The 15155-nt window shown below is 63.5% G+C and carries 9 protein-coding genes; 1 reads left to right on the top strand and 8 read right to left on the bottom strand.

Annotated features, from left to right (window positions below; translation table 11 throughout):
- Positions 1–213: 213 nt before the first annotated feature.
- The 6 genes from LJY18_RS17980 to LJY18_RS17955 form a co-directional block, all read right to left on the bottom strand.
- Complete coding sequence (locus LJY18_RS17980; protein ID WP_238043184.1) at positions 214–1860, bottom strand: BatD family protein; 1647 nt, start codon at positions 1858–1860, stop codon at positions 214–216.
- Entirely contained in the window at positions 1857–3608 is a 1752-nt protein-coding gene (locus LJY18_RS17975) for a VWA domain-containing protein (protein ID WP_238043182.1), read from the bottom strand. Before LJY18_RS17975 ends, LJY18_RS17980 begins: the two co-directional genes overlap by 4 nt.
- Positions 3605–4636, bottom strand: coding sequence for a vWA domain-containing protein (locus LJY18_RS17970; RefSeq protein WP_238043180.1), 1032 nt, complete (start codon positions 4634–4636; stop codon positions 3605–3607). The genes LJY18_RS17975 and LJY18_RS17970 overlap by 4 nt, the downstream gene beginning before the upstream one ends.
- Entirely contained in the window at positions 4629–5123 is a 495-nt protein-coding gene (locus LJY18_RS17965) for a DUF4381 domain-containing protein (protein WP_238043178.1), read from the bottom strand. Before LJY18_RS17965 ends, LJY18_RS17970 begins: the two co-directional genes overlap by 8 nt.
- On the bottom strand, positions 5120–6058 hold the full coding sequence (locus tag LJY18_RS17960; RefSeq protein WP_238043176.1) for a DUF58 domain-containing protein: 939 nt from the start codon (positions 6056–6058) through the stop codon (positions 5120–5122). The genes LJY18_RS17965 and LJY18_RS17960 overlap by 4 nt, the downstream gene beginning before the upstream one ends.
- Before the next feature lie 108 nt (positions 6059–6166).
- Positions 6167–7126 (bottom strand): AAA family ATPase, encoded by a 960-nt coding sequence (locus tag LJY18_RS17955; protein WP_238043174.1) that lies wholly within the window; start codon positions 7124–7126, stop codon positions 6167–6169.
- A 642-nt stretch (positions 7127–7768) separates the two neighbouring features.
- On the opposite strand from LJY18_RS17955, the gene LJY18_RS17950 reads away from it, so the two are divergent.
- On the top strand, positions 7769–12631 hold the full coding sequence (locus tag LJY18_RS17950) for an NAD-glutamate dehydrogenase (protein ID WP_238043173.1): 4863 nt from the start codon (positions 7769–7771) through the stop codon (positions 12629–12631).
- 486 nt (positions 12632–13117) lie between these two features.
- On the opposite strand, the gene LJY18_RS17945 is transcribed toward LJY18_RS17950, so the two are convergent.
- Both LJY18_RS17945 and LJY18_RS17940 read right to left on the bottom strand, forming a co-directional pair.
- The gene (locus tag LJY18_RS17945) at positions 13118–14707 is read right to left on the bottom strand and encodes an ABC-F family ATPase (protein WP_238043172.1); all 1590 of its coding nucleotides are present in this window, start codon (positions 14705–14707) and stop codon (positions 13118–13120) included.
- A 113-nt stretch (positions 14708–14820) separates the two neighbouring features.
- Positions 14821–15099, bottom strand: coding sequence for a peptidylprolyl isomerase (locus LJY18_RS17940; protein ID WP_238043171.1), 279 nt, complete (start codon positions 15097–15099; stop codon positions 14821–14823).
- Positions 15100–15155: the final 56 nt, after the last annotated feature.

Here is a 15155-nt window from a genome sequence, read left to right as displayed (position 1 = left end):
GACCATGGAGCGGACTATGTCCGCTATCTCCGCGAGGTCGCGTGACCCACATGGATGTGGGAAATGCCGCTAGCCCGTCGGGAACGGGCACAGCCCTCCTACAAGGGATCGCGTTGCTGGCTGCTGTTGTAGGAGGGTCCGGGCGGCGATCCGTGCCTCGGCGCGATGCTTTTGGTTTTTTGAGCGGGTTGCGCGTGGTTGAGACCGCGCTGTTCAGCGCGGGTACAACGGTGGCAGTGGGCTGGTTTCCTGGGTGGTGGGGTTGCTGCTGCCGGCTTCGTTGCTGGGCAGGGTGCGGATGGCGCGCCAGAGGTCTTCGCCTTGCCAGTGCTGACCGGTTTCGCTGTAGAGCGCGCCATTCAGGCCGTCGAGCGCGTCGGACAGGGGGACGAAGCGGGCGGCCATTGCGGCTAGGGTTTCCGGTTGTTGGCGGGCCCAGGCGTCGAGGGCGTGACGGGTGGCTAGCGAGTCGTTGGCCAGGCAGGCGCGCTTGAGGTCGTCGAGCAGGGTACGCGGGCTGGGGCCGGTCTGATTGGCGCGGGCGATTGCCGGCTGACGGCGGGCATGCCACCAAAGGCCGAAGCCGAGCAGGGTGCTGACGGTCAGCATGGCGCTGCTCAATTGCCAGGGCCACAGCGGCGGGCCTTGTACCCAGGCCTGGGTCGGTGTCTCGCTGGGCAGCAGCTCCGCTTCCAGGCCGGGAGCCGGTAGGACCTCGAGGCTGTGTGCCGGCAGGCTGGTGCGCTCGAGGCGATCCTCAAGGGTATTCCACCAGACGATTTCAACCGCCGGCAGTTCTAATTGACCGCTGTGATTGGGCACCAGGGCTTCGCGTTCCTCGCGGCTGCCAATCACGCCGTGGTCGCTGATCTGGTTGGCCAGTTTCGGTTGATCCGGGTAGCGCCGCAGGCCTTTGACCGCGGTGGCGGGCAAGGGTGACAGTTGCGCGCTGGAGAGTCCGTCGGCCTTGAGCAGCAGGCTGCGGGTCAGCGAGTCGCCGACTTTGACCTTGTCCGGTTGCGGGCTCCAGGTTTGCGCCAGGCTCAAACTACGGGCCGGTAGCCAGGGGGCGTCGCTGGGGTAGTCGGCGGGCTTGGCTTTGACCGTCAGGGGGATTTGCGGTGACTTGACCCGTACGATTTTGCCGGGACGCGGGCCGAAGGGCTGGAAGTCATTGCTGCTGGAACGGTCGACCAGGGTGGCGCTGAAAGCCTGGGCGGGAATAGTCAGTTCGCCGCTGCGCTGGGGGAAGATCGCGTAGCGCAGTTCGATCACGCCGTGGCGGATACCGTTGATGTCCTTTTCATAGGTGCGCGGCTTGCCGAGTTGTTCGACCCGAGCCTCGGGCATTTCCAGCGGGCTCAGGCTGCTGTCGTCATACAGCGACACAGAATGGTAGATGCGCAGGGTCAGCACGCTCTGCGCCTGAACGTAGATGCTTTCCTCGTCCAGGCTGGCGTCGATGAACACCGGGGCCAGTTTGCTGGTCGCGCTGGCGCTCCCGGCTTCCTGCACGTGCAGGGTGATCGGCAGGCTCTGCAGGTCACCCAGGCTTAGCGGCGGCACGACCACATAGCCGCTGTGTTTCGGTTGCAGGGTGACGACCCAGCGGGTGATTGCGCGGGACTCGCCATCGAGCGTGGTCAGGCGATTGAACTGGCGGGTGCCGAGCACCTCGAACAGGGTGTCAAGCGGGCTGAGGTCGGGTTTGCTGAATTGGGTGGCGTCGTCGGATTCGAGAGTCAACTCGAAGGTTTCGCTGGTGCTCAGGCGGTCGCGGTCGATGCTCGCCGTGAAGCTTTGCGCACTGGCCTGGAGCGCCAGCAGGCTGAGGAGAAGGGTGCAGAGCAGGCGGGTCATCGAGTTAGTTCCTGACGCTGTTGCTGTTCGTACCAGAATTTTCGCCGCAGCAACTCACCCGGTTCATCGGGGATTTGCCGCAGCCATTGTTCCAGGGCCTGGCGTCGCTCGCCATCGAGAGGCTGCGCTGTGCCGGCGATTTGTTCTTCGCCCTGCAAGTCTTCGTCCGGTTCGCTGGGTGTGGACTTGTCGCCGTCGCCGGGCGTGGGCTGGCCGGGTGCCGGCTCCTCGTCGCCAGGGCTGGATTGGCCGGAGGCAGGTGGCGGCTTGTCGTCATCAGGCTGCGCTGGCCCGGCCTGTGGTTGCGGCGGCGGGGTGGGCGTGCTGTCCGATTGTTCTTGCTGATTTTGCTGCGGGTTCTGCTCTTGTTGGTTTTGCTGCAGCAGTTGTTCGATCAGGGCTTTATTCTTCTGCGCTGGGAGCAGATCGGGCTGTAATTCCAATGCCTGGTTGTAGGCATCCAGGGCGGCTTCCAGTTCGTTGCTGCGGGCCAGGGCGTTGCCCCGGTTGTAGTGGGCGACGGCGTTGTCGCCGCGGCCGAAACGTTCAGCCGCGGCCGGGTAATCGCCTGCCTGGTATAGCGCCAGACCCTGCCATTGCGGATCCTGGAAGCGTGCGGCCGCTTCACCGGGGCGCTGCGCCTCGAGCAGCCGCTGGCCTTGTTGATCGGCGCGCCACCAGAGGTCGTCAAAGCTGAAGGCGTAGCTGCTCTGCGGTACGCCGAGCAGCAGTAGCGGCAGGCAGAACAACCAGCCTCGGCGACCGGCGCAGGCGGCCAGCAGCAATAGCGGCAGGAGCAGCCAGTGGCCTTGGTCGGCCCAGGCCTGCAGGCGCGTCTGTTCGCCGTCACTGCGCAGTTGCTGGGGCATGGCGAGCAGGCCGAGGTCGTTCAGGTCGCGGTCATCCGCGCTGGCCTGGCGATAGTGGCCGCCGATCTGCCGGGCGAAGCGGGCGAGCTCGGCACTGTCGAGGCGCGGGATGAGAATCGTGCCCTGGGCGTCTTTGAGAAAAGAACCGTCTTCCTGAACGATAGGGGCTCCCTCGGCGCTGCCGATCCCGAGCATATACAGGCGCTCACCGTTGTTGCCGAGCGCCTGGCTGATGCCAAGACGTTCCTGCTGGTCCAGGCCGCTGCCGATTAGCAGGAGACGGCCCTGGCCTTGGCCGCCCTGTTCCAGCAGTTGCAGCGCCTTGTTCAGCGCCAGGTCGGCACGCCGGCCCGGCTCCGGCATGATCGAGGGCGTGAGCGATTCGAGCAGGTTGCGGCTGGTGGCCAGGTCGTCGGATAGCGGCACCAGGGTGTGTGCGCTGCCGGCGTAGACAACGATGGCGGTCTGCGCATCGCGGCGTGCCTGGAGCAGGTCGAGCAGCTTGCGTTTGGCCTGCTCCAGACGGTTGGGCGAGGCGTCGCTGGCGAGCATCTGCGGGGTCAGTTCAAGCATGATCACCAGCGGGTCGGCGGGTTTCAGGTTGCTCTGCTCCAGGCGTTGCCAGCTGGGTCCGAGCAGTGCCAGCACAGCCAGCAACCAGGCCAGGGCCAGGGCGATGGCGGGCAGGCGGCTGGCACGGCTTCGGCCGCCGCTGAGCAGCGCCGCATGAAAGGCCGCTGGCAGCAGCAGCTGCCAGCGGCCGGCGCGTTTCTCCCGGTGCCAGAGTTGCCAGAGCAGCCCCGCCAGCAGTGGCACAACCAGCAGCCAGTAAAGGCGCAGCCAGTGCGGCCATAAACCCAGTAGCCAATCTTCGATCATGGCTGTCTCCGCCAGGGACGTTGCGCCAATAGGCGCAGCTGTGGTCGCAGTTGCGGCCAGAGTTCGCGACTCACCAGCAGCATGCTCAGCAGCAGCGCGGCGCTCAGTGGCCAGGCATACAGCGCCCGGGCCGGGCGGGCCAGAGTCGGCTGCTGCGCCACCGGTTCGAGGCGGTCGAGCTGCTGCTCGATGGCACGCAGTTCGCTGCTGTCGCGGGCGCGGAAGTATTCGCCGCCGGTCGCATCGGCTATCGCGCGCAGGCTCGGCTCGTCCAGGTCCAGCCCCGGATTGAGGCCGAACAGGCCGGCAATCCCGCCTTGTTGCGGATCGGCGCCAATGCCGATCGGATAGATTTTAATCCCTTCCTCGGCGGCCAGACGTGCCGCGATCATCGGTTCGATCTCACCCCCAGTATTGGCGCCATCGGTGACCAGCACCAACACGCGGCTTTCCGCCGGTCGCTGGCGCAGGCGCTTGACCGACAGGCCGATGGCATCGCCGATGGCGGTGTTCTTGCCGGCAATGCCGATCACCGCTTCGTCGAGCCAGGTGCGCACGGTGCGCCGGTCGAAGGTCAGGGGCGCCTGCAGATAGGCCTGGCTGCCGAAGAGGATCAGGCCGACGCGGTCGCCCTGACGGCCTTCGATAAAATCGCCCAGCAGGTGTTTGACCAGGCTCAGGCGGTCGACTTCCTCGTCTTCCCAGCGCATGTCGGCGTAGGCCATGGAACCGGAGACATCCACCGCGAGCAGCAGGTCGCGGCCGCTGGCGGGCATTGGCAATGGTTCGCCGACCCATTCCGGGCGGGCTGCGGCCGCCAGCAGCAGCAGCCAGAGCAGGGCGAAGGGCGCCTGCTGGCGCCAGGCCGGCAGGTTGGCCCGCGCGCGGCGTCCGGCCAAACCTTCCAACTCGCCGAGGAAGCTGACTTTCAGGGCCGCCTCGCCGCTGTCCGCCGCCGGCAGCAGCAGGCGCAGCAACCAGGGCAGCGGCGCGAGCAGGATGATCCACGGCCAGGCGAATTCAAACATGCTTGCGAATCCAGATGGCGACCGCCTGGTTGAGTCCGTCGATGGCCTTGTCGTCGAGCGTGCAGTGCGGTCGATAGGCCCCTTCGACCAGGATCATCCAGCGGGTCAGGCCGGCCGCCGGGCAACGGCTGTCGAGAAACGCCAGCCAGCCTCGGCTGCTCAGGGTGTGGCTGTGGCTATGCGGGTAGTGCTGGCGGCACAGGCGCTTGAGCAGCCCGTTGAGCTGCTGCAACCAGGGGCCGGCGGGAGCGCCGTCGTAGGGTTTGGCCAGTTGTTCGAGTTCTGCCAGGGCAGCCACCCGCAGAGGATCGAGGGCGTTGTCGCTGAGGCTCGCCTTGTGCCGGCGATTTAGACGTTGCAGCAGGCGCGTCAGGCCCCAGAGCAGCAGTGGCACGAGCAAGGCCAGCAGCCACCAGCCGGGCGCAGGCGGCCACCACTCGATGGGTGCCGGGGCGATCAGGGGCTCGAGTTGATCCAGCGGGTTCATAACCGTTTACCGGGGCGTTGCGCGTTGAGGTGGTCGCGCAGTTGTTCAATCATCTCACGCTGGGTGCTCAGCGCCAGCAAGGGCACGCCGAGCTTCTGCGCCAGGCGTTGCCAGCGCGCTTGTCGCGCCTCGCCCTGGGCACGATAGGCCTGGCGCAGGCTGGCGTCATGGGTGTCGAGTTCCAGTTGCGCGCCGCGCTCGGCAAAGCGCAGCAGGCCGGCGGCCGGCAGGGCATGGTCGAGCGGGTCGGAAATCGGCAGCAAGAGCAGGTCGGTATGGCGCGCCAGTAGGGTCAGTTGTTGTTCGCTGCTGTCGCTGAGGGTGCGTTCGTCGCAGATGATCACCGCTAGGCTGCCGGGGCGAAGCACTTCGCGGGCGCGGCGCAGGGCCAGGCTGAAACTGTCCTGGCTGGCTCGCCCGTCGCCGGACAGCGCCTGGTTGGCGCGGGCCAGGCGATTGAGCAGCTGCAGCAGGCTCTGCTTGCTGCGTCGCGGTTTGATTTCGTGCTGCTCCTGGCCAAATACCAGGCCGCCAATGCGGTCGTTGTGACCGAGGGCAGCCCAGCCGATCAGGCTGGCGGCCTGGGCGGCGAGCACCGACTTGAACATCAATCCGGAGCCGAAAAACAGCCGCTGGCTTTGTTCCACGAGAATGTAGGTCGGCCGCTCGCGTTCCTCATGGAACAGCTTGGTGTGCGGCTCCTGGGTGCGCGCGGTGACTCGCCAATCGATGGTGCGCACGTCGTCGCCAGCCTGGTAGACCCGCACCTGGTCGAAATCCACGCCGCGCCCGCGCAGCTTGGAGTGGTGCAAGCCGATCAGCGGGCTGCGCTTGGCCGGCGTGGAGAATAGCTGCACCTCGCGCACGCGGTGGCGTATCTCGATCAATTCAGCGAGATTGACGCGCACGCCGGGTTGGGTGGGCTGGTTGTGCATCGCGGTTCAGTAGGTCGCCCGGATGCAATCCGGGCGCGCTGGGCGGTGCTCCCCAGGTTGCATCCGAACCTGGGCTTGCGGCTTATGGGTTATGGCTGGCTGCTGCATTTATGCCACCGCCACCACATCGAGGATGCGTTGCACCACGCGATCCTGGTCGATACCGGCGGCTTCGGCCTCGAACGACAGGATGATGCGGTGGCGCAGCACGTCGAACAGCACGGCCTGGATGTCTTCCGGGCTGACGAACTCACGCCCGGCCAGCCAGGCGTGGGCGCGTGCGCAGCGATCCAGGGCAATCGAGCCGCGCGGGCTGGCGCCGTAGGCGATCCATTCGGCCAGTTCCGGGTCGAACTTGCCCGGCGTGCGTGAGGCCATGACCAATTGCACCAGGTATTCCTCCACCGCATCGGCCATGTACAGGCCGAGGATTTCCTTGCGGGCGGCGAAAATCGCCTGCTGGCTGACGCGGAACTCGGGCTTGGTTTCGCCATGCAGCGCTTCGCCGCGTGCCTGGGCGAGGATCTTGCGCTCGACGTTGGCATCCGGGAAACCGACCTTCACGTGCATCAGGAAGCGATCGAGCTGAGCTTCGGGCAGCGGGTAGGTGCCTTCCTGCTCAATCGGGTTTTGCGTGGCCATGACCAGGAACAGCGGTGACAGCTCGTAGGTGCTGCGGCCGACGCTGACCTGGCGCTCGGCCATGGCTTCGAGCAGTGCCGACTGCACCTTGGCCGGCGCACGGTTGATCTCGTCGGCCAGCACCAGGTTATGAAAAATCGGCCCCTGCTGGAACACGAAACTGCCGGTCTCCGGACGGTAGATCTCGGTGCCGGTGATATCGGCCGGCAACAAATCCGGGGTGAACTGGATGCGATGGAATTCGGCTTCGATACCTTCGGCCAGTTCCTTGATCGCCTTGGTCTTGGCCAGCCCTGGCGCGCCTTCGACCAGCATATGCCCATCAGCCAGCAAGGCGATCAGCAGTCGTTCGATGAGTTTTTCCTGGCCAAGGATCTGGGTAGAAAGAAAGGTTCGCAGAGCGAGCAGCGCTTCACGGTGTTCCATCGTTGGCTATTCCTGGCGGGATTGGCGCGTCGGGACCTAGGGTCGCCACAGCAGACTGACACTTTAATGCATAAGGGCAGGGGCCTGCTATGCGCGACAGCACAGGTTGATCCGGATAAGAAGGCCGAGGCCCACACCTCCTCAAATCTAAAAAGCATCGCGCCGGGGCGGCCCTCCTACAAAGGCCGCTGGTGATTAGCTGTAGGAGGCCCGATCTTGGAGCGATAGCGGACAAGGTCCGCTCGAAAAGCAAAAGCATCACGCCGGGACGGCCCTCCTACAAGGGCCGCTGGCGATCAGCTGTAGGAGGCCCGACCTCGGGGCGATAGCGGACAAGGTCCGCTCGAAAGCAAAAGCATCGCGCCGGGGCGGGCTACTGACGCATGCTTGTGGCTGGGTTTTATCGGGTCGGGTATCAGGGGTGAAACAAAATGTCGCAGCGCGGCAAGCGCTGCAAGGCGTTCCCTCGTTAAGCTCATGCGGCAAATGTGACCAGCGAGTCGTTGATGTCGCCACAACCTTAGGGGCAAGCATTTTCAATGCGGCCAGTGCCACTTGAACTAATGTTGTGGCGTAAGTGCAAGACTCGCGACTGCCCTCAGCCTGCTAATCGAATCTCAAGCCAAACGGAGCATAATAAACATGGCGTTCTTTACGGCGGCCAGCAAAGCCGACTTCCAGCATCAACTGCAAGCGGCCCTGGCGCAGCACGTCAGTGAACAAGCATTGCCACAAGTCGCGCTGTTCGCCGAGCAATTCTTCGGCATCATCGCACTTGACGAACTCACCCAGCGCCGGCTGTCCGATCTGGTCGGTTGCACCCTGTCATCCTGGCGCATGTTGCAGCGCTTCGATCACAGCAAAACTGAAATTCGCGCCTTCAACCCCGATTACGAGAAGCACGGCTGGCAGTCGACGCATACCGGCGTGGAAATCCTGCGCAGCGATATTCCCTTCCTGGTCGACTCGGCACGCATGGAGCTGAATCGCCGCGGCTACAGCATCCACACCCTGCAGAACACCGTGTTCAGCGTACGCCGCAATGCCCAGGGCGAGTTGCTGGAAATCCTGCCCAAGGGCACCCAGGGTGAGGGTGTGCTGCAGGAAGCGTTGATGTTCCTGGAAATCGACCGTTGCGCCAGCAGCAGCGAGCTGAAGACCCTGGAAAAAGCCCTGCGCGAAGTCTTCGAGGAAGTGCGCCTGAGCGTGAATGATTTTCAGCCGATGAAGGCCAAGGCCCAGGAACTGCTGGCCTGGCTGGGCAAGGCAAAACTCAATGTCGAGGTCGCCGAAGTCGAGGAAATCAAGGTGTTCCTGAGCTGGTTGCTCGATGACCACTTCACCTTTCTTGGCTATGAAGAATTCACCGTGGTCGATGCGCCGGGTGGCGGCACCATCGTCTACGACGAGCAGTCACTGCTGGGTATGTCCAAGCGCTTGCGGAGCGGCCTCAAGAGCGAGGACCTGAGCATCGAGCCGGAAGCGCTTAGCTACCTGCGCGAGCCGCTGCTGTTGTCCTTCGCCAAGGCGGCTGTACCGAGCCGCGTGCATCGTCCGGCCTATCCGGATCTGGTGTCGATACGTGAGCTGGACAGCAAGGGCCGGGTCATCAAGGAATGCCGCTTCATGGGCCTGTACACCTCGGCGGTATATGCCGAGAGCGTGTGGAACATCCCCTATATCCGCCGCAAGGTGGCAGTGATCGAGCAGCGTGCCGGTTTTGACAGCAAGGCGCACCTGGGCAAGGAACTGGCTCAGGTATTGGAAGTGCTGCCGCGTGACGACCTGTTCCAGACCCCGGTCGATGACCTGTGTGATACCGCCATGGCCATCGTGCAGATACAGGAGCGCAACAAGATCCGCGTGTTCCTGCGCCGCGACCCCTATGGTCGGTTCTGCTACTGCCTGGTCTATGTACCGCGAGACGTCTACTCCACCGAAATCCGCATGAAGATCCAGCAGGTGTTGATGGAGCGCCTGCAAGCCACCGATTGCGAATTCTGGACCTTCTTCTCCGAGTCGGTGCTGGCGCGCGTGCAGTTCATCCTGCGTGCCGATCCGAAGAACAAGGTGCAGATCGATCCGGTGCGTCTGGAGAAAGAAGTCATTCAGGCCTGTCGTTCGTGGAAAGACGATTACGTCAGCCTGATGGTGGAAAGCTTCGGCGAAGCCCAGGGCACCAATGTGCTGGCGGATTTTCCCAGTGGTTTCCCGGCCGGTTACCGCGAGCGTTTTGCCCCGCATTCGGCGGTGGTGGACATGCAGCACCTGCTCAGCCTGAGCAGCGAGCGGCCGTTGGTGATGAGTTTCTATCAGCCGCTGGCCGATGCCGGTCAGCAATTGCATTGCAAGCTGTACCACGCCGATACGCCGTTGCCGCTGTCGGACGTGCTGCCGGTTCTGGAAAACCTTGGCCTGCGCGTGCTCGGTGAGTTCCCTTACCGCCTGCACCAGCAGGATGGCCGCGAGTTCTGGATCCATGATTTCGCCTTCACTTATGCCGAAGGCCTGGACGTCGATATCCAGCAGCTCAATGACACCCTGCAGGATGCCTTCGTCCACATCGTCGGTGGCGACGCCGAGAATGATGCCTTCAACCGCCTGGTGCTGACGGCGGCCATGCCGTGGCGCGACGTAGCGCTGCTGCGCGCCTATGCGCGCTACTTGAAGCAGATTCGCCTGGGTTTCGGCCTCAACTATATCGCCAGCACCCTGGTCAACCATGCCAATATCGCCAAGGAATTGGTGCGGCTGTTCAGGACTCGCTTCTATCTGGCTCGCAAACTCGGCGCCGGAGACCTGGAGAGCAAGCAGCATAAGCTGGAACAGGCGATTCTCGCTGCGCTGGATAACGTGGCGGTGCTCAACGAAGACCGCATCCTCAGGCGCTACCTGGACCTGATCAAGGCCACCCTGCGCACCAACTTTTACCAGTCCGATGCCGCAGGGCTGAGCAAGTCCTACTTCAGCTTCAAGCTCAACCCGCGGGCGATTCCGGACATTCCCAAGCCGACGCCAAAGTTCGAGATATTCGTCTATTCACCACGAGTCGAAGGCGTGCACCTGCGTTTCGGCGACGTCGCCCGCGGTGGCCTGCGCTGGTCGGATCGTGATGAAGACTTCCGGACCGAAGTGCTTGGTCTGGTCAAGGCGCAACAGGTAAAGAACGCCGTGATCGTGCCGATGGGCGCCAAGGGCGGATTCCTGCCGCGGCGCATGCCGGTGGGCGGCTCGCGTGACGAGATCATGGCTGAGGGCATCGCCTGCTACCGGATCTTTATCAGCGGCCTGCTCGATATCACCGACAACCTCAAGGACGGCGTGGTGGTGCCGCCGGCCAACGTGGTGCGCCACGACCAGGATGACCCCTATTTGGTGGTTGCCGCTGACAAGGGCACCGCAACCTTCTCCGATATCGCCAACGGTATTGCGGCCGACTATGGCTTCTGGCTGGGCGATGCCTTCGCTTCCGGTGGTTCGGCCGGTTATGACCACAAGGGCATGGGCATCACCGCCAAGGGCGCCTGGGTCTCGGTGCAGCGTCACTTCCGTGAGCGCGGCATCAATGTGCAGCAGGACAACACCACGGTGATTGGTATCGGCGACATGGCCGGTGATGTGTTCGGCAACGGTCTGCTGCTGTCGGACAAGCTGCAGCTGGTCGCGGCCTTCAACCACCTGCATATCGTCATCGACCCCAACCCGGATGCGGCCAAGAGCTTCGTCGAGCGCAAGCGTCTGTTCAACCTGCCGCGCTCAAGCTGGGCCGATTACGATACCTCGCTGCTGTCAGCGGGTGGCGGGATCTTCCTGCGTAGCGCCAAGAGCATTCCCATCAGCGCGGAAATGCAAGAGCGCTTTGACATCAGTGCCGACAAGCTGGCACCGACCGAGCTGCTCAATGCGCTGCTCAAGGCACCGGTGGACCTGATCTGGAACGGCGGGATCGGTACTTACGTCAAGTCGAGCAAGGAAAGCCATGCCGATGTGGGCGACAAGGCCAACGATGCGTTGCGCGTCGACGGTCGCGAGCTGCGGGCGAAAGTGGTGGGCGAGGGCGGCAACCTCGGCATGACCCAGCTGGGTCGCGTCGAGTACGGCCTCAATGGCGGGGCGAGTTACACCGACTTCATCGATAACGCGGCCGGGGTGGATTGCTCCGACCATGAGGTGAACATCAAGATCCTGCTCAACGAGATCGTTGCGGCCGGCGACATGACCGGCAAGCAGCGCAACAAGCTGCTGGTCGAGATGACCGATGCGGTGGGCGGCCTGGTGTTGGCCAACAACTACAAGCAGACCCAGGCCCTGTCACTGGCCGAGCGTCGTGCGCGTGAACGGCTGGGCGAGTACAAGCGGGTCATGGCTGGGCTGGAAGCAGCCGGCAAGCTGGATCGCGCCCTGGAGTTCCTGCCGTCTGACGACGAGCTCAACGAGCGCGCCGCCAAAGGCCAGGGCCTGACTCGTCCGGAACTGGCGGTACTGATCTCCTACAGCAAGATCGACCTGAAGGAGTCGCTGCTGAAATCCCAGGTGCCGGACGATGAATACCTGGCGCGCGAGATGGAAACCGCCTTCCCGCCGCTGTTGGCGCAGACGTTCGGTGAGCAGATGCGTCGTCATCGCCTCAAGCGCGAAATTGTCAGCACGCAGATCGCCAACGATCTGGTCAACCACATGGGCATCACCTTCGTGCAACGCTTGAAGGAGTCCACCGGCATGAGTTCTGCCAACGTCGCCGGGGCTTATGTCATCGTGCGCGATGTGTTCCGCCTGCCGCATTGGTGGAAGCAGATCGAGGCGCTGGACTACCAGGTGCCGGCCGAACTGCAACTGCAAATGATGGATGAGCTGATGCGCCTGGGGCGTCGGGCCACCCGCTGGTTCCTGCGTAGCCGCCGCAATGAGCTGGATGCGGCGCGCGATGTCGCACATTTCGCGCCACGCATCGAAGCACTGGCCATGAACCTCGACGAGTTGCTCGAAGGCCCGTCGCGTGAGCAGTGGCTCGCGCGTTTCCAGGCGTATGTCGAGGCCGGTGTGCCTGAGGTGCTGGCGCGTATGGTGGCCGGTACCAGCCATCTGTACACCCTGCTGCCGATCATCGAGGCTTCGGATGTCACCGCCCAGGAACCGCAGCGGGTTGCCGCGTGCTACTTCGCGGTTGGTGGCTCGCTGGAGCTGTCCTGGTACCTGCAACAGATCACCGGTCTGGCGGTGGAAAGCAACTGGCAGGCCTTGGCGCGGGAAGCCTTCCGCGACGATCTGGACTGGCAGCAGCGAGCGATCACCGTGTCGGCGTTGCAGATGGTCGAGGCGCCAACGGAAATCGAAGAGCGGCTGGTGGTTTGGCTGGAACAGCATCGTCGGCTGGTCGATCGCTGGAAAACCATGCTCGCTGAGTTGCGTGCGGCGACAGGCTCCGATTACGCCATGTATGCGGTCGCCAATCGCGAGTTGATGGATCTGGCACAAACCGCCCAGCGTGGAGTCAGCGTGTCCTGAACTGCACTTGAGCTGAACCAGAGCCCCGCCTAGTGCGGGGCTTTTTACTGAGAGGTTGTGAAAAGATCCCACCTACTGCGACCGCCTCCAGGTGCCAACAGCTGACATGGCCTGGATACATCGGTGCCGTTCCACATCCGGCGGGCTGTCGCTTTGCTCCGAACGGAACGCCGCCCGAGCCGTCCTACGATCCGAGGAAATAGCCCGACCTGGGGTGATCCGCGATCCGTAGGGTGTACCTCGCCGCAGGCAGTGCACCGTGGATCATGGGCGCGACGCAAAAGCTGGCGGGCTGTCGCTTCGCTCCGAGGCCGCCCTACAACCCGAACGGATCACCGCCAGATCCGTAATAACCCGCGATCCGTAGGGTGCCACTCGCCGCAGGCAGTGCACCGTGGATCGTTGGCACGACGCAAAAACTGGCGGGTTGTTGCTGCGTTCCGGACGGATCGCCGCCCGAGCCGCCCGACGAACCAGCTTACTGGATCAGGGGATCAGGCCCTGGCTGCGCAGATAGTCGTCGTAGGTGCCGCTGAAGTCGACTACGCCGCTGGCGGAGAGCTCGATGATGCGCGTGGCCAGGGAGCCGACGAACTCGCGGTCGTGGCTGACGAAGACCAGCGTGCCCGGGTAGTTTTCCAGCGCCAGGTTGAGCGCCTCGATGGATTCCATGTCGAGGTGGTTGGTCGGTTCGTCCATGATCAGCACGTTAGGCTTTTGCAGGATCAGCTTGCCGAACAGCATGCGGCCCTGTTCGCCACCGGAAATCACCTTCACCGACTTGAGAATTTCGTCGTTGGAGAACAGCATTCGGCCGAGGGTGCCACGCACCAGTTGCTCGCCGCCCTGGGTCCAGCGGCCCATCCAGTCGAACAGGTTGCTCTCGTCTTCGAAGTCGGAGGCGTGATCCTGGGCGTAGTAGCCCAGCTCGGCACTTTCGGTCCATTTGACGGTACCGGCATCCGGGTACAGTTCCCCGACCAGGGTGCGCAGCAGGGTGGTCTTGCCGATGCCGTTGGGGCCGATGATGGCCACACGTTCGCCGGCTTCGACGGTGAAGCTGAAGTTCTTGAACAGCGGCTTGCCGTCGAAGCCCTTGGCCATGCTGTCGACGATCACGGCCTGGCGGTGCAGCTTCTTGTTCTGCTCGAAGCGAATGAACGGGCTGATCCGGCTGGACGGCTTGACCTCGGCCAGCTGGATCTTGTCGATCTGCTTGGCACGCGAGGTGGCCTGCTTGGCTTTCGAGGCGTTGGCCGAGAAGCGGCTGACGAAGGATTGCAGCTCGTTGATCTGGGCTTTCTTCTTGGCGTTATCCGACAGCAGTTGTTCGCGCGACTGGGTCGCAGCGGTCATGTACTCGTCGTAGTTGCCCGGGAACAGGCGCAGTTCGCAGTAATCCAGATCCGCCATGTGGGTGCACACACTGTTGAGGAAGTGGCGGTCGTGAGAAATGATGATCATGGTGCTGTTGCGCTGGGTCAGGATGTTTTCCAGCCAGCGGATGGTGTTGATATCCAGGTGGTTGGTCGGCTCGTCGAGCAGCAACACTTCCGGATCCGAGAACAGCGCCTGGGCCAGCAGTACACGCAGTTTCCAGCCTGGGGCGACTTCGCTCATCGGGCCGAAATGCTGAGCCAGCGGAATGCCCAGGCCCATCAGCAGTTCGCCGGCGCGGGATTCGGCGGTGTAGCCGTCCATCTCGGCGAACTCGGTTTCCAGTTCGGCCACGGCCATGCCGTCGTCTTCGCTCATTTCCGGCAGCGAGTAGATGCGGTCACGCTCGGCTTTGACCTTCCACAACTCTTCGTGGCCCATGATCACGGTATCGATCACGCTGAAGTCTTCGTAGGCGAACTGATCCTGGCGCAGCTTGCCCAGGCGCACGTTCGGCTCCAGCATCACCTGACCGCCGCTCGGTTCCAGGTCGTTGCCGAGAATTTTCATGAAGGTCGACTTGCCGCAGCCGTTCGCCCCGATCAGGCCATAACGGTTGCCGCCGCCAAACTTGACGGAAACGTTCTCGAACAGGGGTTTGGCCCCGAATTGCATGGTGATATTGGCGGTGGAGATCACGAATCGTTGTCCAGGAAGCGAGCGCGGGAGCGCGAAAGGGGCAAGATTGTACAGCTTTTTGGCCCGGCAAGGCAGCCGGGAGGACAGGTGGACGGCTTTGTCGAGTGTTTTGCTCAGTCGCGGTAGAACACCTGCACCAGGTGATAGCCGAACTGGCTCTTCACCGGGCCATGCACCTCACGCAGGGGTTTCTTGAAGATCACCTGATCGATTGCCCGGACCATCTGCCCGGGACGTACTTCGCCGAGATCGCCGCCGCGCTTGCCGGACGGGCAGGTGGAATGCTGCCGGGCGAGCAGGTCGAAGGCCTCGCCGGCGGCGATGCGCTTCTTCAAGGCGGCGGCCTCTGCTTCGGTCTTGACCAGAATATGGCGGGCCATTGCTTTTGCCATGACGGGTTCCTCATTTTAGCTGGGCTGCTATTGTGCCAGCATTTGCTGCGCCATCA

This window comes from Pseudomonas sp. MMS21 TM103, assembly GCF_022132145.1.
Classification (GTDB): Bacteria; Pseudomonadota; Gammaproteobacteria; order Pseudomonadales; family Pseudomonadaceae; genus Aquipseudomonas.
This window is presented reverse-complemented; position numbering and strand designations above follow the sequence as displayed.